We start from the raw sequence: 23,145 nt of genomic DNA, 5'->3' as shown, positions 1-23,145 counted from the left end.
CCGATGTTCGGGGCGAGCCGAATGTTCAGAAGGTAAACGCGTTTCCCGTGCTCACCAGTTTTCTGGCACCATTTCGATCATGACGCGAGCACTCCTCCTTGAAAATCCCCATAAGACTGCCGACGAAGTTTTCGTGAAGAACGGTATCGAGGTCGTTCGCAACCCCGGAGCCCTCGACGAGGCCGAACTGATCCATGCTCTTCAAGGAGTCGACTACCTCGGCCTGCGTTCGAAGACGAGCGTCACCCGTGAAGTGCTCGAAGCGAACCCGCAGCTCAAAGCAATTGGCGCCTTCTGCATTGGAACGAATCAAATCGACCTGGAAGCGGCGACCGAGTTGGGTATCTGCGTGTTCAACGCCCCTTACTCCAACACCCGTTCCGTGGTCGAACTGGCCATCGGCGAGATCATCGACTTGTGTCGACGCGTCACTGTGAAGAACTCGCGTCTTCACCGCGGCATCTGGGACAAGTCCGCTGACGGCGCGCACGAGGTCCGAGGCCGCACCCTCGGCATCATCGGCTATGGCAATATTGGCACTCAGCTTTCCGTGCTCGCGGAAGCGATGGGCCTCAATGTCATCTTCTATGACGTCGCCGAGCGCCTCGCCCTCGGCAATGCCACACAAATGCCGACGATGGAATCCGTGCTGCGTGAAGCGGATATCGTTTCAGTCCACGTTGACGGCCAACTCGTCAACGCTAATCTCTTCGGAGCCCGCGAGTTCGCGATGATGAAACCCGGAGCTCTCTTCATCAACCTGTCGCGCGGCTTCATCGTCGATATCGATGCTCTCCACGATGCCCTCGTCTTAGGTCATCTCGCCGGCGCGGCAGTCGATGTTTTCCCCGAAGAGCCCAATAAGAACGGCGACCCCTTTACCTCTCCTCTGGCAAAACTCGACAATGTGATCCTCACTCCGCACATCGGAGGTTCTACGGAAGAGGCTCAATACGACATCGGTCGTTTTGTTGCGAGCAAGATCGCCGACTATGAGAACACGGGCTCGACTGATATGTCTGTGAACCTGCCGAACCTCCAGCTCAGTGCTTCCGAGGAATCGCGCTACCGGATTGCCCTCATCCATCGCAACACCCCCGGCGTCCTCGCAACCGTCAACAACACTTTCGCCCAGACTGGCGCGAACATCGGTGCTCAAATCCTTGGAACTGCGGGGCAAACAGGCTACGTGCTCACGGATATCAACTCCGAGTTGCCTGTTGAAGCGATTGAGAAGATCCGTTCCATGAAGGATACGATCCGTCTGATCACGACTCGCCTGTGAAGGTGTCGTGGCTTGGGGGTGAGATCTTTCCCTCGTGCTCATCCCAGGACAGCTTTTCATAGAGTAACCTACGGTTCCGTAGGTAAAGTCGATCAACGGAGGCACTGTGTCCCTCACCGACGATCTTCGACGCGGCTACGCGCCCGGCGTTGCCCTCGAGGTTTCAATCCCCGAACTTACGCTGCCGCAAATGGTGGAGGAAGTGGCACGCCGATACCCGCAGCGCGTCGCTCTCGACTTCTTCTCCCGCTCGATCACCTACGCGCAACTCGTTGACCGCGTCCGGCGCGCCGCATCAGTGCTCGCCCGCGCGGGCGTCGCCCCAGGCGATCGCGTTGCCCTCATGATGCCGAACTGTCCCCAACATGTCATTGCGATCCTCGCGACAATGACTCTCGGGGGTATCGTCGTCGAGCACAACCCCCTGTCTCCCGTCCTCGAAATTGAAAAAGAGTTCGAAGCCCACGGTGCTCGAGTCGTCATCGCCTGGGAGAAGTCCATCGACAAACTTGCTTTCCTCAAAGACGAGGCGACCGTCTTCTCCGTTGACCTCACACGTGCCATGCCGGGGGCCACCCAGTTCCTCCTGCGCCTGCCCGTGAAGGCGGCGAAGGAAAAGCGCACGGCTTTGTCCGCCAAGCCCCCCACGTGGACACGGTCCTGGGATCGCGAGGTCATGCAATCACCCCGCTGGTTGAACGAGCGCCCCGTCAGCCCCGACGACCTTGCCCTCCTCATTCATACTGGTGGCACGACCGGCATTCCGAAGGGTGCAGCCCTGACGCACCGCAACATCCTCGCCAATATTGCCCAGTCGATCGCCTGGGTTCCTGTCCTCCACGAAGGCGCAGAAGTCTTCTACTGCGTTCTGCCCTTGTTCCACGCTTTCGGTTTCACGATTGGGCTCTTTGCGGGGCTTCGCCTCGGTGCAAGCGTCGCGTTGTTCCCCAAGTTCGATACAACGATGATCCTCACGAGCCAAAAGCGCCTGCCCTGCACCTTCTTCCTTGGTGTCCCCCCGATGTATGAGCGCCTACTCAAGACAGCGGAGACAATGGATGTTGATCTGAGCTCAATGACTTTCTCCCTTTCGGGAGCGATGCCCCTGTCTGGGGAATTGGCGAAGCGTTGGGAAGAGGCGACCGGTGGCCTCATGGTCGAGGGCTATGGCATGACTGAGGCCTCCCCGATTATCCTTGGCTCTCCCCTGTCCGATTCTCGCCGCCCCGGCGCTTTGGGCATTCCCTTCCCCTCGACTCAGGTTCGGATTGTTGATCCCGAGGATCCTGGAGTGGATGTTCCCGAGGGCGAGATCGGCGAATTGATTGTGAAAGGCCCGCAAGTTTTTAGCGGCTACTGGGAGCGCCCCGAAGAGACTGCAGAAGCCTTGTGGAATGGTTGGTTGCGTACCGGTGATCTCGTGCGCGTCCAGGACGGCTTCATCCATATGGCTGATCGTCGCAAAGAGATGATCAATGCCTCCGGTTTCAATGTGTACCCGAGCCAGGTTGAAGACGCCGTTCGAGATATGCCGGGCGTTCGCGATATCGCAGTCATTGGCCTTCCCGCAGGAAGCGCGGGCGAGAATGTGGTAGCCGCGATTGTCCTTGAAGCAGGCGCCTCGATCACTTTGACGGATGTGCGCCAGTGGGCGGAGAAGTCGATCGCTCACTACGCTCTCCCCCGCCAGATTGTCGTCATGACAGAGCTGCCGCGCTCTCAGCTGGGCAAAGTCATGCGTAAGAAGGTCCGCGAGCAGATTCTCGACACCGCTGATTCTGTACTCACCGCTGCCGGTCAGGTCCGGAATGCGGCCGATCAGATGCGCAGCGCCGCTGATCAGGTGAGAAGCGCAGCCGATTCTGCGGCTGCGAGCGCTGCCGCGAAGCTTCGTAGCTTGAAGAACCGCGAGTGAGTGGAAATGCTGAGCAGCAGAAGAATGCCCGCCCAGGGCTTTCCAAACGACAGGGCTGGGGCCTGAGGACGTTCCTCCTCGTTCCTGCCACTAACCCCGATTCTTCCTTTTCACAAAAGATAGAAAATGCCTCGCCCGGAAAACGGGCCGAAAGCGTTTAGGCGTCGAGGAGGGTCTCGGCCTGTGGCTTGGCTTTTCTCGAGCGCCGCCTCTTCGAGGCCCCCGTACTCGGCGTTGTTTTCTTCGCCGTGTCATTCTTCTCAGGAGGCGTCTTTCCACCAGTTCCCTTGCTGGAGGTCTTCTTCGCGCCAACCTCCCCCTTCACGCCTTCCCCCGATGACTTCACCTCATGTGAATCCTGAGAGTCAATGTCCTGTGTGCGCGAACGCAGGGCATCAATCGCTTCTTCAAAATCGTCGAGGCTGTTGAAGGCATGGTAGACGGAGGCGAACCTCAGGTAGGCGATCTCATCAAGATCACGCAGAAAGGGCAAGATCGCCTTGCCGACTTCATCGGAGGAGACATTCGAAACGCCAGACGATCGCAGTTTCTCTTCGACCTGCTGGGCGAGAAGGGCGAGCTGGTCATCTGTGACCGGCCTGCCCTGGCACGCTTTCTTCACACCCGAAACGACTTTGTTCCTCGAGAAGGACTCAACGACTCCGGAGCGTTTCACCACCTGAAAGGTCGAAGTTTCAAGGGTTGTAAAACGCTTCTTGCAGACGGTGCACGCCCGTCGACGACGGATTGAGGCACCATCGTCCGCAATACGCGTATCGACAACACGCGAGTCCGGGTTATGACAGAAAGGGCAATGCACCCCTTCACGCTACACGCTTCACACACCTCAGTGGTAACACCCGAAACATCTTCCACATTTGAAGAAGGCTCAACGAATCGGGACCTTGATCTGCTGGCCAACCATGAGAGCCCCTTCAACATCATTGAGAGCTCTAATGTCCGTGACAACATCCTCAAGGGGGCGATCCGTGTTCACGCCTTGCGCGATCGACCAGATGGACTCACCTGCGACGACACCATGCACGGCTGTCGGACCTGAGTACACCCCGGGCGACAAGAGCATTCCAATTCCCACACCCGCCACCCCAAGAGCAAGAGCAGCCATGAGCCCAAGCGCAAAGCGCACAACAGAGGCCAAAGAGAAAGGCGCCCCCAACGCCCCATCTCGCTCTCCCTCAAGTCGGGATGCGCATGGACGACGATGCATCGCAGGATCTTCTGCGAGCAGGGCTTCGCGACGACGGCGAACAGAAGGAGCCGTGCTGATCTCAACGACATCCGCACCTGAAATGGGCGGAACAGAGACAAGGTGCCGCCGTTCAAGGCGAAGTGCCGAGTTCTGAGTACTCATTGGTATACCCTCCGATCGAATCGAACACTTGTTCGTCGAACACCTGTACGATATCAGCATGAGTGAGCAAAGTCGAGACTTTCTCGAACATGTGTTTCATTCACGCCCCAGGCTCCGATAGCCTGGCCCTATCAGTGGAACAGAGGCCATAGGCATTTGCGTCCTCCCATCGATCGACAGGAATCGTCATGACTGAGACCAGCCCGCTGAGCCCGCGGCAACGCCAGATCCTCCTCGTCGTCCACGAAGAGGTCCGAGCCCACGGATTCCCTCCCTCAGTCCGCGAGATCGCCGCCCGCGTCGGCCTTGCCTCTCCCTCGACCGTGAAGCATCACCTTGACGCCCTGGAGCGCTCCGGCTACTTGCAAAGGGTCCCGGGCCTTCCCCGCGCCCTTGAGCTCTCTCAGAGCGCTCGAGTTCAACTCGGCGTCGACTCTGACTCCACGGAGGATCACCCAGAATCACCTCTCAGCGCGAGAGTCGTGACGATCGATCTGCCCGCAGCTCACGTCGACGAGGAACGCTCCAGCGTTCCCCTCGTTGGCCGGATTGCCGCTGGCTCCCCGATCACCGCCGAACAGCACATTGAGGACGTCTTCGACCTGCCCACCCGCCTGACCGGCCACGGCTCTCTTTTTATGCTCGAAGTCTCAGGTGAATCAATGATCGACGCGGGCATCCTCGACGGAGACTTCGTCGTCGTCCGCTCACAAAGTAGCGCCACCCCAGGAGAGATCGTGGCCGCAATGATCGAGGGCGAGGCGACAGTCAAGGTTCTATCGAAAAAGGACGGTCACATCTGGCTTCTGCCCTGCAATGAGGACTACGCGCCAATCCCCGGTGATGAGGCAACGATCCTCGGCAAGGTCGTCACGGTGCTGCGCTCTCTCGTTTGAATCGACTGTCTTGCGCTCACCCACCTGAGAGGAGGGTGCCGCGCTCACTCGTCTAAGAAGCAAGTCCTACGATCCTTGTCTTAAAGGATGGTGCTGCCGATTACTCGCTGAAGGAGGACGAGGAGACACGAGAGGGGCGGCACCTTAAGGTGCCGCCCCTCAATCGTTGTCGGAGAGGAGACGAGATCTCCTCAACTTCGAGACTCTACACAGCGAGAATCAGAAGCCCAGGTCCCGTGCGACCTGACGCAGACGCGTTGCCGAAGCCGTCAGGCCATCACGCTCCTTCAAGGTGAGCGGCGGGTTGAGCACCCGGCCCGCACCCTCGCGGCCAACAATCGTCGGCGCAGCCATGCAGACATCCGAGATGCCTTCCCAATCCTCAAGGAGGGTCGAAACCGTGAGGACACGGTTCTCATCGCGCAGCACGGCGCCGGCGATATTCGAGGCCGACAGGCCGATCGCGTAGTTCGTTGCGCCCTTGCCGTCAATGATCTTGTAGGCGGAGCGAACAACCTCCTCGGCAATCCTGTTGCGCAGTGCCGCATCGAAAAGACCACCATCGAGGGTGGGGCCCCAATGCTCAAGCGGCACGTTGCCGATCTCGGCAGAGGACCAGAGGGCAACCTCGGAGTCACCATGCTCGCCGGCGATGTAGGCGTGGATGTTCTGCGTCGCGACTCCGGTCTCCCTCGAAACAAGGTAACGCAGACGCGAAGTGTCAAGAACTGTGCCCGAACCGAAAACTTGGTTGCGTGGCAGTCCCGTGATCTTCAGGGCCACGTAGGTCACGACATCGACCGGATTCGTGATGAACATGAAGCGCGCATCGGGTGCGACGTTCTGCAGGTTCGGCACGATCGTCTTCATGAGGTTGACGGTGGAACCGGCGAGCTCCAGGCGCGACTGCCCGGGCTTCTGCTTCGCACCGGCGGTGACGATCACGAGGTCCGCGCCGCGGACGATCTCCACGTCGTCAGAGCCCTCGACCGATCCGCAGGGGGTGAACTGAATACCATGCGCGATGTCGAGTGCCTCGGCCTCGACCTTCGCCTTGTTGATGTCTTGAAGGACGATCGAACGGGCGTCGCCCCTCATCGCACAGGCGTAGGCGACTGCAGTGCCGACGGCACCAGCTCCGACGATCGCGATCTTCGAAGGGCGACCGGATGATTTGGACGGGTACAGGCTCTTAGCGTTCGCTGCCACTCTTAGCTCCTTCCATAAGGCCCAGGACCAATAGTGTCAGGTCACACCCCGTAATGCACCACCTAGTTTCGAATGCAACCCGACGGGGACCTGAATTGTGAGTTCCGCTGTACGCACGCTGGGCCCTTCGTCCACCTTGTCCGCCTTCGACGAGACTCAGAGAAGAAGCGGGAACCTCACGCCCTCGTCCTTCTACGCTTCTTCTCCCCCACGCCTTTGTCCACCCGAGGCGGCCTCATGTGATGTTGCGAGACGTTTGAGAGCAGCGCGCACGAGCTGCGGATCCGTCGTCGGCCACATCTTCGGCATCGACTGGCGGATGAAGGAGCCGTAGCTTTTCGTCAGCACACGACGATCCAGGATCGCCACCACTCCCCGATCCTGGGCGGATCTGAGCAAACGCCCCGCGCCCTGCGCCATGAGCAGTGCCGCCTGCGTCAAGGACACCGTGTGAAAGCCCGAAAAACCCTTGCGCTCCGCATCGATTGAACGAGCCTTCGCAACCGCATCATTGAGATGAGGGAAGGGGATGCGGTCAATCACAACGAGCCGACAAGACCCACCGACGACATCCACGCCCTGCCACAAGGAGCGCGTACCGATGAGGCAGGAGTCCTCTTCCTCACGGAATCGATCAACGAGGGCGCTCAGGGTCTCATCCCCTTGCATGTAGATTGTTAAATCCGTGTGCTCCCTAAGAAGCTGGGCGGCGCGCTCGGCGGCCTTCCAGGAGGAGAAGAGGCCGAGCATTCCCCCGCCCGATGCTTTCGCGAGCTCAACGAGTTCCTTGCCTGCTTCAGGGCTGAGGCCTCCTGGGCCAGGCTCTGGCAGGTGCTTCGCGATGTACATGATCGCCTGTTTCTCAGGGGCGAAAGGGGTTCCGACGTCGATACCTTCGAAAGGCCTCTCAGTCATCATGAATCCGCATTCGCGTGCGATCGCGTCGAAGGAACCCCCCAGAGAAAGGGTCGCGGAGGTGAGAATCGCGGGCCTGTCGCTGAATCCCTTGAGGCCCAGTGGGGGCGCGACTTCGAGGGGGCTGATCGACAAGAGTTCTCCCGAGCCCTGATCCGAACGGGATAGGGAAAGGATCGTCAGTTTCGGGTCCTGGGACCAGGTATCCACGAAGCCCGTGATCTCGTCGAGGGCGGCGCGCGCCAGCACTTTCCCGGCCTGTTCGGCGCCAGAATCTTGGATTGCTGATGCGGCGCGTCGGGCGGCGTCGTCGATGAGGCGCATCGTCTCCGCGAGAGCTTCGGGACGCTCGAGCATGAGCCCGTCTTCGAGGGGTGCGAGCACCGCTGCGAGTTCTGTTCCGGCGTTTTCGAGGTCCTCGGCATCAACTTTCGCTTGAGAGCGGATCGTGCGGGCGATTCTCGTGACGATCCCCTGTGAGAGGAGTTGGCTGGCTTGCGTGCGGACGCGCTCGGAAAGCTCGTGGGCCTCGTCGACGACGACCGGCCCGAAGTCGGGCAGGATTTCGGCCTCGCCGGTGCAGTGGATGCCGAAGAGTGAATGGTTCGTGACGATGAGGTCAGCCTCTCCGGCCTTCTCGCGAGCCACCTTCGGGAAGCACTCCTCGATCAGCGGACACGAACTGCCCAGACATTCCCTTTTTGAGACTGAAACCTGGCGCCAGGCTTTGTCTGAGACTCCTGGTACGAGTTCATCGCGGTCGCCGGTGTCGGTTGTTGACGCCCATTCGCGCAGTCTCAGCACCTGTGTGCCCAGGTCGGACACTTTCCCGGTGTTCGTTTCTATTCCCTCGAAGAGGGTGCCCTCAGTGGGGTAGCCGCCTTGCGCGCGATGCAGGCACAGGTAGTTCGACCAGCCTTTAAGGACGGCGACCTTCGGGCGGATTCCCGTCTTCTCGGCGATGGCCTCCACGACTCTGGGGGCGTCTTTGGACAGGATTTGACGTTGAAGCGCGAGGGTCGCGGTCGTGACGAGTGCTTTTTGCTCGGTTGTGACGCAATGGGCGAGCAGGGGGACGAGGTATCCGATTGATTTGCCGGTACCCGTTCCCGCTTGGACGAGGAGTTGTCCCTCGTCTTCGATGGCGGAGGCGATCCGACGGACCATTTCCACTTGCCCGGGGCGTGCACTCCCTCCTATCGATTCGACAACGAGGGAGAGGATGTCGAGCGGATCTGGACCCTCAGTCATCCAGACTCCCCTTGGGGCTTTCCATCCTCTTAGGCACAGCGCCTTCAAAGCCTTCCCTCTTGTCGGGCATAGTCCCCTCAAGGCTTCCCGCGCCGATGGACAGGGCCTGCTCAAGACTTCCCGCGCCCGCGAAAGAGTCTCCCCCAACGCCGATCAGGACGATCCCCGCCTCCTTGATGTGTGCTCCGAGGCGCTCGTTGACGCGGGCGATGACGCGCGTCCCCTCCGAAACGTACTCCTCGCGCTCGACCTCGCCCTCCTCGTGGATCGTGTGCACGAGGTCGCCGCGCGAATAGGGGATGACGCAGTCGATGAGCAGGCTCGGACGCGGCAGGGCTTCCTCAATCCGGTGGCGCAGCACATCAATGCCAAGGCCCGTGTTCGCCGACACGACGACCGCTTCGGGGAAGTAGGTGCGGACGAGAGCGAGGTGCTCTGGCGAGGCGAGGTCGGCCTTGTTCAAGACGATGATTTCGGGAATGCTCGAAGCTCCCTCAATATCGGCGAGGACGAGGCGCACGGCCTCCACTTGGCCGACGGGATCGGGGTGTGCGGCGTCAACGACGTGCACGAGCAGATCGGCCTCCCCGACTTCCTCAAGCGTGGAGCGGAAGGCCTCGACGAGCTGGGTTGGAAGGTTGCGGACGAAGCCAACGGTGTCGGTGAGCGTGTAGGCGCGCCCATCTACGGTTTCAGTGCGGCGCACCGTCGGGTCGAGGGTCGCGAAAAGGGCGTCTTCGACGAGGACTCCAGCGTCCGTGAGCTGATTGAGGAGGGTCGACTTTCCTGCGTTCGTGTAGCCGAGGATCGCGACGGAGGGGACTGCGCCGCGGCGCCGGGAGAGGCGTTGAGTGCGCCGGGCGGGTTCCATTTTGCGGATCTCTTCACGCAGCTTCGCCATGCGCGTGCGGATGCGGCGGCGATCAAGTTCGATCTTCGTCTCGCCCGGTCCTCTCGAACCAATGCCTGCGCCCGCAGCGACACGGCCACCGGCCTGGCGCGACATCGACTCGCCCCAGCCGCGAAGGCGCGGTAGCAGGTATTCAAGTTGAGCGAGTTCTACTTGGGCTTTGCCCTCCCTGGACTTGGCGTGTTGGGCAAAAATGTCGAGGATCAGCGCGGTCCGGTCCACGACTTTCGCGTCGATGACATCTTCGAGGCCTCGACGCTGAGAGGGTGTAAGTTCCTCGTCGACGATCACGGTGTCGGCTTCGACGGAGCGCACAATGTCGGCGAGTTCCTTCGCTTTGCCTGAGCCCAGGTAGGTCGCAGGATCTGGTTTCACGCGCTTTTGGACGACAGCGTCAAGGACCTGGGAGCCGGCCGTTTCCGCGAGCGCGGCGAGTTCTCTCAGTGATGTGTCGACTTCTTCTTCGCTTTGGGTTGTCCTCAAGCCCACGAGGACGACGCGTTCGAGTCGGATCTGACGGTATTCGACCTCGGAAATATCTTCGCGGTCGTTCCTCTGGCTCTGGATGCGTCGGGTTCCCGCTCTCGCTTCCCTTTCGAGCATCCCGGCATCCCAGGAGTGGTCTTGTCCCTCGGTCGATTCGAGAGCGGTGCCGCGCCTGGCGAGGATGCGGGCGACGATGCTCTGTGCGCGCTCTTCGTCTAGGGAGTCGTTCAGCTCGCGCTCTTCGAGGGGCTTGTCCATCAAGGTCCTTTCTCACAAGGTGGGCTTCCAGTGTGTCACGCCTATATTGGCGAAGCCGAGTGTGTTCGCCCCACTTTGAGCACAACACTTCCTTTTGAGGACGCGGCCTTTTCGGCTCCTTTCGAGGTGTACGGCCCGCTGTGTTGCTTCCTTGTGGGGCCAGTGCCTCGTTGTATCGTCAGATTTGAGGACGAGAGCCCCTTGCGAAGGCAAGGAGAAGCCTCTTCGTACCGTTAGGCTTGTGCCTGTGAGCGAACAGTATTTCTCCGATCAGGTGCCGGCCGCCGACTCCGATCTGCGCACCATCACCATCGAGGCGCGAGGCCACGAGTTCTCTATGCGCGTCTCTGCGAAGATCTTCTCTGCGTCTCGCCTTGATCTGGGCACCCGTCAGCTCCTTTCGGAGGCGCCGGAGTTGCCAGAGTCGGGCCGTTTCCTTGATATCGGCTGCGGCTGGGGGCCGATCGCCTTGACCATGGCGAAGGATTCTCCTGAAGCGGAGGTGTGGGCTGTTGACGTGAACTCGCGCGCCGTTGATCTCACTGCCCGTAATGCCTCCCTCAATGGTTGCCCGAATGTTCGTGCGATGCTCGAAGAGGATGCTCTCGCCGCTGTCGAGGCCGAGGATGCTCGCTTCGATGTCATCTGGTCGAATCCTCCGATTCGCATCGGTAAGGAGGCTCTGCACGCCCTGCTGCGCCGGTGGTGTGATCGTCTTACGCCCGGCGGTGTCGCCTATTTCGTTGTGCAGCGCAATCTCGGCGCGGATTCTCTGATCGCCTGGCTCAATGGCCAGGGCTATGCGGCGGGTAAGATCGCCTCGAAGAAGGGCTTCCGCATCATTGAGGTGCGCCCAGGGGCCTGATTCCCTCAAGGCCGGGGCCTGAGCCTGGATTACTCAGGACCGGGGCCTGAATCACTGAGGACCGGGGGCAGAAGGACCAGCCGCACAGCGACCGGTCGGTGAAAGACCATGCACGGCCTGCAGGCTTGGGCTATGGCCCGAAGGATTGCCCTGCGGCACGCAGGATTACCGCATGATCTGGGGATTCCCGTATGCGGCCCGTAGGCTCATTCCCAACTCATATCCCCGTCGACAGGGGCTTCAACCTCACGCCCCATCGCAGTTGCCCGCAGGCTCATTCCTGCCTCGCATCCCCCTCGGCAATCTCCACAGCCCCTCGCTCCATCGCAGCGTCTACAGCCTCACGAACGAGGGCGATCGCCCGATCCTTCAAAGGCGCTGGATCATCGGCCTCGAGCCAGAACACCCTCGGATCAGGGCGCAGCCACTTGATCTGCCTGCGGGCCAATTGCCGGGTCGCAAGTTCAACGCAGTTCTGGGCCTCGTCCTCGTTCATCTCACCCTTGACGACGGCGATCGCCTCCGCGTAGCCCGTGGCGCGTCGAGCGGTCCTGCCCTCCTCGAGGCCCTCTTTCATCAGTTCACGAGTCTCCTCGATGAGGCCATCTGTGAACATTCGCGCAGTCCGAATGCGGATCCTTTCGTCGAGGACCTCAAGATCATGGCGGATTGCCAGCATGATCGAGGGGCGCTGGAAGAGTCTTTCAGGCATGTGCGAGGAATAGGGGCGGCCCGTCAACTCGATGACTTCCAGGGCCCGAATGATGCGCCGAGTATTGCGCGGGTCGATCCGGCTGGCCGATACAGGATCGAGGCTCTCCAAACGCGCATGGAGCCCGCGAGACCCCGAAGGACCCTCGGCCTCGGCCTCCAGGGCGGCGCGAACACGCGGATCGGTTCCGGGAAAGTCGATCACATCAAGGAGAGCTCTTTGATACAGGCCCGATCCGCCTGCGACCACGCTAAGACCCCCTCGTCCTCGAATATCAGCGAGGTCGGCGCGGGCTGCTTGCTGATAGCGGGTGACGGAGGCCTCCTCTTTCACATTGAGGACGTCGATCTGATGGTGAGGGATGCCGCGCCGCTCCTCGAGAGGGGTCTTCGCCGTGCCGATGTCCATGCCGCGGTAGAGCTGGAAAGCATCTGCTGAAACGATCTCCCCCGCCCCTGATTCGAGAAACTCGGGCAGTGCCGAAGCGAGGTCGAGAGCCAAGTCCGATTTTCCTGAGGCTGTCGGTCCGACAACGGCGATGACGAAGTCGCCCGGCCGCTGGAGCGTAGGGGCACAAGGGGCTGTGAAATCCGCAGTCATCGACACCCCGTCATTGTACGGAAGGAGCTGGCACGGCTGAGCCGGTCTGCGGTGAACAGGACACCACCCCGTCATTGTACGGAAGGAGCACTACCCGCATGTCAGGGGCGCGGCTGGGAGTGGACTCATCCTCGACGACGCCGAACGCATGGGAGGGGCAGTAGTGGTACGGGCCCCTAGCCCGATAGAGAGCCCCCAGCCCGCTGAAGATTCCCCAGCCCGATAGAGTTGGGGCATGAGTTCAACCAGCACCGATCCGATCACGATCGAGCGCGTCGCGAAAGCACTGGAGACGATCGGGCTCTTCCCCTTCCTCGCCGGCCAGACGCAGATCGCCGCGATCCTTCCGAATCGCACCATCCGCATTGTTCTTCCCGAGGGTTCGCCCGCGCAGGGAGTTGCGGAATATCCCCGTCGTTTCCACGCCTGTCACCGAGACACACTCTCTGAGGTGGTGCGCATGTTCAACGCGACGACCTACGTTCCCAAAGCCACCCTGGTGACCACTGAGGAGGGAATGCTCTCTGTGCGTTTCTTCCACTGCTTCAACTGGGTTGTTGGTGCGACCGATGAGCAGGTCAAGGGGGAGATCTCCCAGTTCATCCTGTCGTGTATCGCTGTGCAGAACCGCCTTGACGAGCAATTCGTCGACCCCTGGGCGAAGGAGGCCCCGAATGCCTGAGTGGAAGTCCTGGACTTTTGGCGGTGAAGACGAGAACGGCTTCGCCTTGCCCACTCCCACCGAGGATGAGCCGAGTGCACCGGCCCCCGCCCCGGGAATGGAAGCTGATGCGGCCGCCGCAAAGTGGGGCGTCGAGGTTGAGCCCGTGTCGATTAAGCGCATCGAGAAGGTCATTGAGGGCGATGGCCTGCCACATGCCTCCGATGAGTTCGTGGCCGTCACCGAGGTCAATGGCATTCGCATGCAGTTCCACCTCGAACCCGCCGACTCGCCCTGGCTCCAGCTCGAAGCGAAACTCCCCCTCGAGGACGAGAGTCCCGGGCTCGAGGTGCTCGGCGAGATTGCGAACACCTGGAATCTTGATCACCTCCAGCCAACCGTGTTCCCACTCAGTGATGAGTCTTCCCATTTCTTCATCCTCGCGACGCGTTTCTTCGTCGCCGAGGGGCTTTCGGATCGTCAGATCCACGCCATGGTGCGGCGTGGCGTTTCTGTGACGGCGCAGGCGCTTCAACTTCTGCCGACTCTTGTGGCCGAAGCGGGTAAGTGAGTTCACACGCGCCAGTGAGCCTGCACGAGGGAAACCTGACGCACATGTGAGCCCAGTGTCCAAGTGAGCACGGGACGCACGAACCCTGCGCGCCGGGAAACCCATAAAATCACGCGAGCCCGGTACACAAGTGACAACGGAGAGAGAGCGTGGGTCTGGTCGTTGACCGGACCCACGCTCTCCCCTTTTCGACCTTCGATTCTTATCTGGGGCCGCACACGGTCCCCACGCCGTTGTGACGACCGCTCTCCTATTGTGACTGTCGATTCACACTCACGTTGCGAGTTCACACCAAGCGGCCTCGATCGTGACCGAGATCAAATATTTTCCCTGGTCAGCGGCTACAGCTCCCTAAGCAATCGACCCTTCAATGCTTCATGTTTCAGCAGCAGCCCCCCTGCTTCACAACTGACCAAGGAACTACTGATTAACAGTTCGGTCGCAGTCCACTGCTTCGCAGACACCCGGAGTCTCACAGCTCAGTTGCAGCCCAGTGCTCCATAGATGCCAGGCGCCGAAGACCCCACCAATTCACACGCGACCAACGCTCCACTGTTTCTTCACATGCGACTAGCACTCGAGTGTTTCTCTCTCCTCAGCGGCCCACTCGAATCCTCGGAATCCCCAAGGAGACTCGCTGGTCCTCCTCTTGAGCTTGACGCTGCTCCCACGCGTCTCCTGCACGAGTGCGCCGCAGCTGCCACAATCCGCCTTCGAGCGCGGAGTCGGCGATGAGATGGTGCGGTGCACCATACGTCACCCGTGCAGTCACCATATCGCCGGGCCGAGGAAGATCCTGCTTCGACGCATTTTCAGGCAGGGCAACGTGCACGAGGCGGTTGTCGCGGGCCCGGCCCGTGACACGATGGGTCGCCCCATCCTTACGGCCTTCGCTCTCGCAGATCAGGACCTCAACGCTGGAGCCGACGAGCTTCACATTGTCCTCAGTGCAGATCCCCTCTTGGAGGGCAATGAGGCGCTTGTAGCGGTCGAGCGCGACCTCGGCGGGAATCTGATCTTCGCGATCCGCTGCAGGGGTGCCCGGGCGCGGAGAGTACAAGAAGGTGAAGGCGGAGGAGAATCGCGCCTGCTCAACAACCTCGAGGGTCTGCTGGAAGTCCTCTTCAGTCTCGCCAGGGAAACCAACAATAATGTCGGTCGTGATCGCGGCCTCGGGAATGGAGGCGCGAACCCGTTCGAGGATCCCCATGAAGCGTTCACGCCGGTAGGAGCGTCGCATTTGACGCAATACGGCATCCGATCCGGACTGGAGCGGCATGTGAAGGCTCGGCATGACATTCGGCGTCTCCGCCATTGCGGCAATGACATCGTCCGTGAAGGCGGCCGGGTGGGGCGAGGTGAAGCGCACGCGTTCAAGCCCCTCGATCTGGCCGCATTGACGCAGGAGGGCCGCGAATGCTCCGCGCTCACCGAAGCCGACGCCGTAGGAGTTGACGTTCTGGCCCAGTAGGGTCACTTCAATGGCACCTTGGGAGACGACGGCGTTGATCTCGTCGAGGATCTCACCGGGACGCCTGTCGCGTTCTTTACCTCGAAGATGCGGGACGATGCAGAAGGTGCAGGTGTTGTTGCAGCCCACCGAGATCGACACCCATGCGGCGTATGCGGATTCCCGATGGGTTGGCAGGGTCGAGGGGAATACCTTCAAGGATTCTTCGATTTCAACGGCGGCCTCGTGGTTGTGGGCTGCGCGTTTGAGGAGCACGGGAAGCACGTCGATGTTGTGGGTCCCGAAGACCGCATCCACCCAGGGGGCCTTCTCGATAATGCCTTCGCGCATCTGCTGGGCGAGACAGCCTCCGACGGCGATCTGCATGCCGGGGCGTTCGCGTTTGACGGCGGCAAGCTGGCCGAGGTTGCCGAAAAGTTTGGTCGCCGCATTTTCACGCACGGAACAGGTGTTAATGACAAGGACGTCTGCACCCAAATCCCCCGCTTCCGTTGCGCGTTCAGCTGCCGCAGGGACGAGGGAGACGGGGAGGAGTCCCTCCTGTTCGAGTAATCCCGCCATTCTTTCCGAGTCGTGGACGTTCATCTGGCACCCGAGGGTGCGGATGGCGTAGGTCTTGGGCAGGGCGGTGGTGGTCTCGGCATTCACGGCGTGCAGTCTAATGGCTGTCAAGGATTCCTCCCGATTCGAGGGTTTCTTTGAGCAGTTCGAGGGCTGCGTTGACTGTGCCGGATCGAATGTGAGCGCGGTCGCCTGTGAGGTGGAGCTCTCGGTGTACGACTCCTTTCGACCAGGCGAGAGCAATGTGCACGGTTCCCGCCTCGTGTCCTTCAGCGGGCCCGGGGCCTGCGACTCCTGTGGTGGAGAGGGCGAGCTTGGCACCCATGAGCCTGCGGGCTCCTTGGGCCATTTGGCGGGCGACCTCAGCGTCAACGGGTCCTTTTTCGGCGAGCAGTGTGGAGTCCACCCCCAGCAGAGTCGCTTTGAGTGGCGTGGCGTAGGTGCACACTCCTCCGCGCAGCACTCGGGAGGCTTTGGGCACGTCGACGAGCCTTGCGCATAGAGCACCCCCGGTGAGCGATTCTGCGAGCGCGAGGGTGAGTTCTGCCTCGGCGAGGGTGTCGAGGAGTTCGATGAGGTGAGTGTCGTCCATGCATCCAGGCTAAGCGTGAAAGCTGGGTGTTTCGCGGGTGATCGAGGGACGCACGTTAGGAGTCGCAGCGGGGATTTCCCTTGCGGATCGCGAGCGCAGCTGAGCCCGGCACGCGCGCTGAGAGTGCTGCACAGTGGAGTGTCTGCTCCTTCTCTTTTTCGCAAGAGGGTTGCGGGCGAGCGTGTTTTCTCCTGGATTCCCCCGAAAGGGAGGGGTCTGCGACAAAATTCTCAACCAAGGGACGAGCAGCGCTGAGATTTCCGAGCGGGGATGATGAGTGATGAAATCCTCAATCGGGAACGATCAGCGGTGAAGTGAACTCCCCTCCCCCGCCTGCTCCCCTATTCTTCTTCGCGTTCTTCGAGTACTTGAGTCACAACCGCTGTGCAGATCGAGGGCGAATACCCTTTGCGAGCGAGCATCCCCGCGAGCCTGCGAAAGGCCGCGTCTCTGGGAACCTGCGACATGGTGCGCAGGCGTTTTCTGGCGAGTTCGAGTGCGCGCTGACGCAGGTCATCAGGCTCCAGTGTTTCCATGGCGGCCTCGATGGTCTTAGGGTCCAGGCCTTTGCGGCGCATTTCCTCAACGAGGGCGCGCCCCACTTTGCCCGAGCCGGTGAAACGATCGGATACGAGTGCCCTGGCAAAGGCCGCATCGTCGATGAGGCCGACGCGCCTGAGCCTGGTGATGACCTCTTCGGCAGTTTCAGCGGAAAAGCCCTTCGATTCGATCGCTTGTCGCAGCTCCCCCGTGGAACGCGAGCGCGTATCCAAGAGGCGCAGGGCAAGCTCGCGGGCCCCTTCGATCGCTGCTGCTCCTTCGAGGGCACTATTGCGTTCTTTGAGGCGTTGGAGGCGCTCTGCTGGGCTGAGGCGCGACTTTCGCCGCGTCTGGGCCCCTTCGGGATGATCTTCAGGATCGAGGTAGCGGACCATTTCGGATCAGAAACCGGCGTCCTCTGAAGGGTCGATCACCTCAGGAAGAGGCTCCGGCTCGGCCTCGGGTGCTTCCCCGATTCCGAGGGAGATGAGGATCTTGTCTTCGATCTCTTTGGCGAGTTCGGGATTGTCTGCGAGGAACTGGCGGACGTTCTCTTTGCCTTGGCCGAGTTGATCGTCGCCGTAGGTGAACCAGGAGCCGGATTTTCGGATGATTCCCGCTTCGACTCCCATATCAATGATTGAGCCTTCACGCGAGATGCCCTTGCCGTAGACGATGTCGAACTCGGCCTGTTTGAAGGGCGGCGCCATCTTGTTCTTCACGACTTTCGCCCGCGTGCGGTTCGCGACGGGGGCTCCCGCTTCTTTCAGGGTTTCGATGCGGCGAACGTCAATGCGAACCGAGGCGTAGAACTTGAGGGCTTTACCGCCGGTCGTGGTTTCCGGGGAGCCGAAGAAGACGCCGATCTTTTCGCGGAGCTGGTTGATGAAGATCGCGGTCGTGCCGGTCGCCGAGAGGGCACCGGTGATCTTGCGGAGTGCTTGGCTCATGAGGCGCGCCTGAAGGCCAACGTGGGAATCACCCATTTCCCCTTCGATCTCTGCTTTCGGGACGAGGGCAGCGACCGAGTCAATGACGATGATGTCGATACCCCCGGAACGGATCAGCATGTCGGCGATTTCGAGGGCCTGTTCGCCAGTGTCAGGCTGGGAGACGAGGAGGTTGTCGATGTCGACGCCTAGGGCTTTCGCATACACAGGGTCGAGGGCGTGCTCGGCGTCAATGAATGCGGCATTGCCGCCCGCTTTCTGGGCGTTCGCCACAGCGTGAAGAGCGACGGTGGTCTTACCGGAGGATTCGGGGCCGTAGATTTCGATGACGCGGCCGCGCGGCAGCCCGCCAATACCAAGGGCCACGTCGAGAGCGAGGGAGCCCGTGGGGATCACCTGAACCGGGGGACGCGTGTCATCGCCGAGGCGCATGACGGAACCCTTGCCGAACTGCTTGTCGATCTGGGAGAGCGCGAGTTCGAGGGCCTTGTTCCTCTTATCGCCCTTGCGGTCTTCAGCTTTTCGTTCGCTCGTGCGCTTACGCGATGCAGCTGCCATGGGATGTCCTCTCAACGCTTCGAGCCTCTCCGGCTCACGGGTGATCCGGTCTGGGAGCGTCATCCCCTCTCCGGGGCGACGCAACGACGGTATGCCCGACCATAGGCATCTGCGGACCATCCCCCATCACGCTTGTGGATGAACCCTGGCTGTGGATGGATGAACCCTCAGGTGTCGTCAGCGAACGATCATACATGGAACAGGTGTTCGACTCGCGTCGAAATGCGCGCGTGTTGAGACACGGAAGCGGACCCTCAGGAATCGGTACGCAAGCACACCAGGAGCTCAGCGCAGCGAGCGCTTCGCTTTCGCGTCGAGGCGGTGAAACCACTTGCACGACTCCCCCACACCGGTTTCATCGACCAGGGCCTCCCACACCCTTTGTGGGGCGAGACCCGCCTCAAGCGCCTCCAGGCAGGTACCGGAGATCGCGGGCAGATACAGGTCCGCAGCGTAAGAGCGCCCGAGGGTGGGGCCGAAAACAGAATCGACAGCGTCCCAGAACTCCGAAGTCTTCACGTTCAGGAAATGAGGGTGACGGGCACGAGATCTTCGGGCACCGTGTCAGGTACGACGATGCCGGAAGAGACCGCCATACGTTCAGAAACCTCACGCAGGACGAACCAGAGCGGCACGCCGAGCGCCAGGCAGATCGCCTCAAGGAGTTCGGAGGACGCTTCCTTCTGGCCGCGCTCAACCTCGGAGAGGTATCCCAGGGAAACCTGGGCGTCCGAAGAGATTTCACGCAAAGTGCGCCCCTGGTGACGGCGAAGGTCGCGCAGGACATCACCGAGTTCAGTCCGCAACAGCGGAGCGGGAGCGGCAGAAGCGTTCATATGGTGAGCCTATCGCGCAGGGCTCAGCCGCGCATCTCCATACCGGCCTTCAAGTCCGGCTCGGCCACTCCTCCTGCAGCTCAACACCGACTTTTCGGCTTGTTTCTGCAGATCTTGCGAATTGTGGCGTTGCTCGCCCTCGTCATGGAACTTGAGCGAACAAGACTCAACTCTGGGTCTTGGCGTCCTTCTTCAGGCGCATCCCCTCAGCCACATACACCCAACCCGACCACAAAGTGACGACGAGGGCGAGGCCCGCGACCGTCCAACCGAAAACGAGCATGCCCTGCGCAAAAAGCCCGCTCCACTCTCCCCCGAACTCGATCGTCGTCCACGGAATCAACAAGACCCAGATCGCGAGCATCTGCAACACCGTCTTCAGCTTGCCACCCTTATTCGCAGCGACGACGATCCCCCTCTTCAACAGGATCGCACGCAGCCAGGTGATGCCCAGTTCACGGAAGGCGATCAGCGCCGTCACCCACCAGGGCAGCAGGCCGACGACGGTGAGCATGACGAAAGCGCCAAGAGTCAACGCTTTATCCGCGATCGGGTCGACGAGCTTGCCGAAGTCGGTCACGAGGTTCCGCGAGCGAGCGATGTGCCCATCGAGCTGATCCGTGGAAGCTGCGATCATAAAGACCAGAACCGCCCACCAGCGCGCCCCAGGCAGCTCAGACACCATCAGCCAAATGAACACGGGCACGAGGAGGAGGCGAATCACCGTCAGCGCATTCGGCAGGTTGTACGGTGAAACCGAGTGCTCCCGATCGACTAGCGAGACATTGTCGTGCATTGCCCGTCCTTCCCAGTGACTCAGCGGCCTGTAAGCTGCCAAGCGTCTTCATCCTCTTCGGGCTCCTCATCGACCCATTGAGGCGGATTCCCACCGAAGTTGTGCCCCGCGTAGGGATCCTGCATCACGTCGTCACCAGGAGTGTACGGCCCTGGCTGAGAAGACGCGCCGTCAGGGACGAAAGACGAGACCATCTGTGCGGCCCCGCTTGCGGGCGCGCCCGCCTCACCTGCCATGTCCGAAGCCGCCGAGGCGTCGACCGCCCCACGCCCCGCATTGTCCGAACCAAAGGCATCCCCCGCCAAAGCCGGTGAGGTCGCCGGAGCCTGTCCCCCGGCATCCATCGAATCGGATTCACCCCTGAGCATCGCAAGCACCTCGGGCAATTGCTCAGGCTGAACGAGGACCTGACGGGCCTTCGACCCCTCCGAAGGCCCAACGATCTCCCTAGACTCCAACAGGTCCATGAGACGCCCAGCCCTGGCGAATCCGACCCGGAGCTTGCGCTGCAACATCGAAGTTGAACCGAGCTGAGTGGACACCACAAGCTCCGCCGCCTGGAGCAGATCATCAAGATCATCACCAATATCCTCGGCAACCTTGACGCTCTTCGTCTCCGTCACGACATCATCGCGATAGTGGGGCTGCATCTGCTGCTTCACATGGGCGACGACCCTGTGGATCTCCGACTCAGTCACCCACGCGCCCTGCACGCGCATCGGCTTTGAAGCGCCCGCAGGCAGGTACAGAGCATCACCCTGACCGATGAGCTTCTCAGCGCCCGGCTGGTCGAGGATCGTGCGCGAATCCGTCAACGAGGAGGTCGCGAAAGCCAAGCGGGAAGGAATATTCGCCTTGATCAAACCGGTGACGACATCAACGGAGGGCCTTTGGGTCGCGAGGACAAGGTGGATCCCCGCGGCGCGCGCGAGCTGCGTGATCCGCTGGATCGACGCCTCCACGTCACGCGGCGCGACCATCATCAAATCAGCAAGCTCGTCAACGACCACCAGAAGATACGGGTAGGGGCGCAGCACCCGGTCAAGACCCGGCTTGGCCAGGACCTGGCCCGATTGGACCGCCTTATTGAAGTCGTCAATATGTTTGAACCCGTAATCGGATAGGTCGTTGTAGCGCGCGTCCATTTCTCGCACGACCCATTCGAGGGCCTCGGCGGCCTTCTTCGGATCCGTGATGATCGGTGAAATCAGATGTGGGATGCCCTCGTAGATCGTGAGCTCCACGCGCTTGGGGTCGACGAGGATCATGCGGACCTGCTGGGGGGTCGCGCGCATCATGATCGAGGTGATCATCGAGTTCACAAAGCTCGACTTGCCCGAACCGGTCTGGCCCGCGACCAGGAGGTGCGGGGTCTTCGCAAGGTTCGTCACGACATAACCGCCCTCGACGTCCTTGCCGACACCGACGACCAGGGGATGCTGGTTGCGCAGGGCCGCACTCGAACGCAGAACATCACCGAGGGCGACATTCTCACGATCAGTGTTCGGGATTTCAATGCCGATCGCGGACTTGCCGGGAATCGGCGCGAGGATGCGCACATCCGCGGAAGCCACGGCATAGGCGATGTTCTTCGACAGGTTCGTGAGCTTGTCGACCTTCACTCCCGATCCGAGGACGACCTCGTAACGGGTGACCGTCGGGCCTCGGGAAAAACCGGTGACCTGCGCGTCGATCTTGAAGTCGGCGAAGACTTGGGCGAGAGCGTGAACGACCTGGTCGTTCACCACCGAGCGGGTCTTATGCGGGGGCCCGGAGACGAGGAGAGAGTCCTCAGGCAGGGTGTAAGAGATCGCCTCGTTGAGTTGGGGCTGGAAGACCTCCCCCTCGGGTGCTGGCGTGATCGGCGCAGGGGCAGGCTCGTCGGCTTCGGGAGAGGTGGGGGCCGGAATGGCCTCGGTATTCGGATCGGCAACGACCGAGAACTTCTCAGTCGGCATGTCATGCGCTAAAACACCGGTCTGGGCTTGGGGCGCCGACTCAACCTCGCCGCTGTTTGCGGCCGATGAGGCCTCGCCGTGAAGGGGCGCAGGCTCAGCGTCCCGGAGCCGTGCAGGCGAAGCGCTTCCCAGTACGCTCGTCGAGTCCTCGGAAACATTCGGGGAGCGGAAGGACTCATCGCCGTCGTATTCGTCAAGGAAAGGATCGTCCCCTGCGGCGAGGTCCTCGCGTGCGCGTTGACGCGCCACTCGAGCCGGATCCTCATTCTCAGGGGTTGTACCCGGCGTGCTCCTGCGCTTAAAGCGCCGCGCCAGCTCCCTCAAGCGCGCGGGGACCTCCGCGACGCGGGTACGGGTCGCAAGAAGCAGCGAATAGATGCCCACCAGCACGAGGATCGCGCCCGCCCCCCAGGGGGAGAGCAGATTCGTCAGGGGACGAGCCACGAACCAGCCCACGATTCCCCCTGCGGACTCGATCGTCTCGACATCCTCAAGAGAGGGATTGCCCTGCGTGACATGCACGAGGCCAGACAAGGAGATCACGAGCCCGATCCCGCCTGCGACATGATGCGGCAGAGCCTGCTCTCCACTGCGCGCCCGGAAGAGCTCAATGGAAAAAGCGATCAATGCGAGCGGGACGACCACGGAGAACAGACCCACCGACCCGGCTGCCGCATGATGAATGAAGTCCCCGGCCTGCCCGGAGATCCTGAACCATTCACGCAAAGCAACGAGGAGCGCGGCTGCGATGCACACGAAAGCGAGAGCATCGCGTTTCATCTGAGGATCTGCTGCCCTCCAAGCGCGAACCAGTGAAGCAACTCCCCTGCCGATCGAGGCGAAGAACCTCGCGAGGAGTCCCGGCTCGGGGGCTTGGGGGGCCGCTTGACGCTTCGAAGACTGGGGGCGACCAGAGGGATTTCTCCCGGTCTTGCCCGTCGATGGGGTACGTGATGCCATGATGCTTCGACGCTACC

At 61.3% G+C, this 23,145-nt stretch carries 20 protein-coding genes; 6 read left to right on the top strand and 14 right to left on the bottom strand.

Annotation, left to right across the window (positions count from 1 at the left end; genetic code table 11):
• The first annotated feature begins 79 nt into the window (after positions 1-79).
• Together serA and FFA61_RS03155 are read left to right on the top strand one after the other, a co-directional pair.
• Positions 80-1,285 carry a phosphoglycerate dehydrogenase gene (gene serA / locus FFA61_RS03160; RefSeq protein WP_005961695.1) on the top strand — a complete coding sequence of 402 codons (1,206 nt, stop codon included), beginning with the start codon at positions 80-82 and terminating at the stop codon, positions 1,283-1,285.
• 106 nt (positions 1,286-1,391) lie between these two features.
• A complete protein-coding gene (locus FFA61_RS03155) occupies positions 1,392-3,200 on the top strand; it encodes a long-chain-fatty-acid--CoA ligase (protein ID WP_005961697.1) in 1,809 nt (602 codons plus the stop codon).
• A gap of 157 nt (positions 3,201-3,357) precedes the next feature.
• Here the strand turns inward: FFA61_RS03155 and nrdR are convergent, their stop codons facing one another.
• Both nrdR and FFA61_RS03145 read right to left on the bottom strand, forming a co-directional pair.
• On the bottom strand, positions 3,358-4,020 hold the full coding sequence (gene nrdR, locus FFA61_RS03150; protein ID WP_040313476.1) for a transcriptional regulator NrdR: 663 nt from the start codon (positions 4,018-4,020) through the stop codon (positions 3,358-3,360).
• A 69-nt stretch (positions 4,021-4,089) separates the two neighbouring features.
• On the bottom strand, positions 4,090-4,572 hold the full coding sequence (locus tag FFA61_RS03145; protein ID WP_040313478.1) for a LysM peptidoglycan-binding domain-containing protein: 483 nt from the start codon (positions 4,570-4,572) through the stop codon (positions 4,090-4,092).
• A gap of 188 nt (positions 4,573-4,760) precedes the next feature.
• Between FFA61_RS03145 and lexA the strand changes: the two genes are divergently transcribed.
• A complete protein-coding gene (gene lexA, locus FFA61_RS03135; RefSeq protein ID WP_005961708.1) occupies positions 4,761-5,468 on the top strand; it encodes a transcriptional repressor LexA in 708 nt (235 codons plus the stop codon).
• Positions 5,469-5,687: 219 nt separating this feature from the next.
• On the opposite strand, the gene FFA61_RS03130 is transcribed toward lexA, so the two are convergent.
• The 3 genes from FFA61_RS03130 to hflX form a co-directional block, all read right to left on the bottom strand.
• Positions 5,688-6,677 carry an L-lactate dehydrogenase gene (locus FFA61_RS03130; protein ID WP_005961710.1) on the bottom strand — a complete coding sequence of 330 codons (990 nt, stop codon included), beginning with the start codon at positions 6,675-6,677 and terminating at the stop codon, positions 5,688-5,690.
• A 192-nt stretch (positions 6,678-6,869) separates the two neighbouring features.
• Positions 6,870-8,843: an ATP-dependent DNA helicase gene (locus tag FFA61_RS03125; protein ID WP_005961712.1), complete on the bottom strand. Its 1,974-nt coding sequence runs from the start codon at positions 8,841-8,843 to the stop codon at positions 6,870-6,872.
• The gene (gene hflX / locus FFA61_RS03120) at positions 8,836-10,497 is read right to left on the bottom strand and encodes a GTPase HflX (protein ID WP_005961714.1); all 1,662 of its coding nucleotides are present in this window, start codon (positions 10,495-10,497) and stop codon (positions 8,836-8,838) included. The genes FFA61_RS03125 and hflX overlap by 8 nt, the downstream gene beginning before the upstream one ends.
• 247 nt (positions 10,498-10,744) lie before the next feature.
• Here hflX and FFA61_RS03115 point away from each other — a divergent pair, with 247 nt between their 5' ends.
• Positions 10,745-11,362 carry a class I SAM-dependent methyltransferase gene (locus FFA61_RS03115; RefSeq protein ID WP_040313479.1) on the top strand — a complete coding sequence of 206 codons (618 nt, stop codon included), beginning with the start codon at positions 10,745-10,747 and terminating at the stop codon, positions 11,360-11,362.
• Between the two features lie 274 nt (positions 11,363-11,636).
• Here the strand turns inward: FFA61_RS03115 and miaA are convergent, their stop codons facing one another.
• Positions 11,637-12,674 (bottom strand): tRNA (adenosine(37)-N6)-dimethylallyltransferase MiaA, encoded by a 1,038-nt coding sequence (miaA, locus tag FFA61_RS03110; protein ID WP_005961718.1) that lies wholly within the window; start codon positions 12,672-12,674, stop codon positions 11,637-11,639.
• Positions 12,675-12,909: 235 nt separating this feature from the next.
• Here miaA and FFA61_RS03105 point away from each other — a divergent pair, with 235 nt between their 5' ends.
• Positions 12,910-13,356: a hypothetical protein gene (locus FFA61_RS03105; protein ID WP_005961720.1), complete on the top strand. Its 447-nt coding sequence runs from the start codon at positions 12,910-12,912 to the stop codon at positions 13,354-13,356.
• A complete protein-coding gene (locus FFA61_RS03100) occupies positions 13,349-13,906 on the top strand; it encodes a hypothetical protein (RefSeq protein ID WP_005961722.1) in 558 nt (185 codons plus the stop codon). Before FFA61_RS03105 ends, FFA61_RS03100 begins: the two co-directional genes overlap by 8 nt.
• Before the next feature lie 595 nt (positions 13,907-14,501).
• Here FFA61_RS03100 and miaB read toward each other — a convergent pair.
• The 8 genes from miaB to FFA61_RS03060 all read right to left on the bottom strand — a co-directional run bounded on the left by miaB (position 14,502) and on the right by FFA61_RS03060 (position 23,128).
• Positions 14,502-15,962 carry a tRNA (N6-isopentenyl adenosine(37)-C2)-methylthiotransferase MiaB gene (gene miaB, locus FFA61_RS03095; protein WP_217495742.1) on the bottom strand — a complete coding sequence of 487 codons (1,461 nt, stop codon included), beginning with the start codon at positions 15,960-15,962 and terminating at the stop codon, positions 14,502-14,504.
• Between the two features lie 73 nt (positions 15,963-16,035).
• Entirely contained in the window at positions 16,036-16,530 is a 495-nt protein-coding gene (locus tag FFA61_RS03090; protein WP_005961725.1) for a CinA family protein, read from the bottom strand.
• Positions 16,531-16,871: 341 nt separating this feature from the next.
• Positions 16,872-17,465, bottom strand: a complete 594-nt coding sequence (locus FFA61_RS03085) for a regulatory protein RecX (RefSeq protein ID WP_005961726.1) — start codon at positions 17,463-17,465, stop codon at positions 16,872-16,874.
• Between the two features lie 6 nt (positions 17,466-17,471).
• Positions 17,472-18,578: a recombinase RecA gene (recA, locus tag FFA61_RS03080; protein WP_040313481.1), complete on the bottom strand. Its 1,107-nt coding sequence runs from the start codon at positions 18,576-18,578 to the stop codon at positions 17,472-17,474.
• 285 nt (positions 18,579-18,863) lie between these two features.
• Positions 18,864-19,097, bottom strand: coding sequence for a DUF3046 domain-containing protein (locus tag FFA61_RS03075; protein ID WP_005961728.1), 234 nt, complete (start codon positions 19,095-19,097; stop codon positions 18,864-18,866).
• 2 nt (positions 19,098-19,099) lie between these two features.
• Positions 19,100-19,414, bottom strand: a complete 315-nt coding sequence (locus FFA61_RS03070; RefSeq protein ID WP_005961729.1) for a helix-turn-helix domain-containing protein — start codon at positions 19,412-19,414, stop codon at positions 19,100-19,102.
• Positions 19,415-19,580: 166 nt separating this feature from the next.
• The gene (pgsA, locus tag FFA61_RS03065; protein WP_005961730.1) at positions 19,581-20,210 is read right to left on the bottom strand and encodes a CDP-diacylglycerol--glycerol-3-phosphate 3-phosphatidyltransferase; all 630 of its coding nucleotides are present in this window, start codon (positions 20,208-20,210) and stop codon (positions 19,581-19,583) included.
• Positions 20,211-20,230: 20 nt separating this feature from the next.
• On the bottom strand, positions 20,231-23,128 hold the full coding sequence (locus tag FFA61_RS03060; protein WP_005961731.1) for an FtsK/SpoIIIE family DNA translocase: 2,898 nt from the start codon (positions 23,126-23,128) through the stop codon (positions 20,231-20,233).
• Positions 23,129-23,145 lie beyond the last annotated feature (17 nt).

This window comes from Schaalia cardiffensis F0333 (assembly GCF_005886435.1).
Classification (GTDB): domain Bacteria; phylum Actinomycetota; class Actinomycetes; order Actinomycetales; family Actinomycetaceae; genus Pauljensenia; species Pauljensenia cardiffensis.
This window is presented reverse-complemented; position numbering and strand designations above follow the sequence as displayed.

Coding starts and splice junctions, on each gene's coding strand:
- serA (WP_005961695.1), top strand. CDS start 80: ATGACGCGAGCACTCCTCCTTGAAAATCCCCATAAGACTGCCGACGAA.
- FFA61_RS03145 (WP_040313478.1), bottom strand. CDS start 4,572: ATGAGTACTCAGAACTCGGCACTTCGCCTTGAACGGCGGCACCTTGTC.
- lexA (WP_005961708.1), top strand. CDS start 4,761: ATGACTGAGACCAGCCCGCTGAGCCCGCGGCAACGCCAGATCCTCCTC.
- FFA61_RS03125 (WP_005961712.1), bottom strand. CDS start 8,843: ATGACTGAGGGTCCAGATCCGCTCGACATCCTCTCCCTCGTTGTCGAA.
- hflX (WP_005961714.1), bottom strand. CDS start 10,497: ATGGACAAGCCCCTCGAAGAGCGCGAGCTGAACGACTCCCTAGACGAA.
- miaA (WP_005961718.1), bottom strand. CDS start 12,674: ATGACTGCGGATTTCACAGCCCCTTGTGCCCCTACGCTCCAGCGGCCG.
- FFA61_RS03105 (WP_005961720.1), top strand. CDS start 12,910: ATGAGTTCAACCAGCACCGATCCGATCACGATCGAGCGCGTCGCGAAA.
- FFA61_RS03100 (WP_005961722.1), top strand. CDS start 13,349: ATGCCTGAGTGGAAGTCCTGGACTTTTGGCGGTGAAGACGAGAACGGC.
- miaB (WP_217495742.1), bottom strand. CDS start 15,962: ATGAACGTCCACGACTCGGAAAGAATGGCGGGATTACTCGAACAGGAG.
- FFA61_RS03090 (WP_005961725.1), bottom strand. CDS start 16,530: ATGGACGACACTCACCTCATCGAACTCCTCGACACCCTCGCCGAGGCA.
- FFA61_RS03085 (WP_005961726.1), bottom strand. CDS start 17,465: ATGGTCCGCTACCTCGATCCTGAAGATCATCCCGAAGGGGCCCAGACG.
- recA (WP_040313481.1), bottom strand. CDS start 18,578: ATGGCAGCTGCATCGCGTAAGCGCACGAGCGAACGAAAAGCTGAAGAC.
- FFA61_RS03070 (WP_005961729.1), bottom strand. CDS start 19,414: ATGAACGCTTCTGCCGCTCCCGCTCCGCTGTTGCGGACTGAACTCGGT.
- pgsA (WP_005961730.1), bottom strand. CDS start 20,210: ATGCACGACAATGTCTCGCTAGTCGATCGGGAGCACTCGGTTTCACCG.
- FFA61_RS03060 (WP_005961731.1), bottom strand. CDS start 23,128: ATGGCATCACGTACCCCATCGACGGGCAAGACCGGGAGAAATCCCTCT.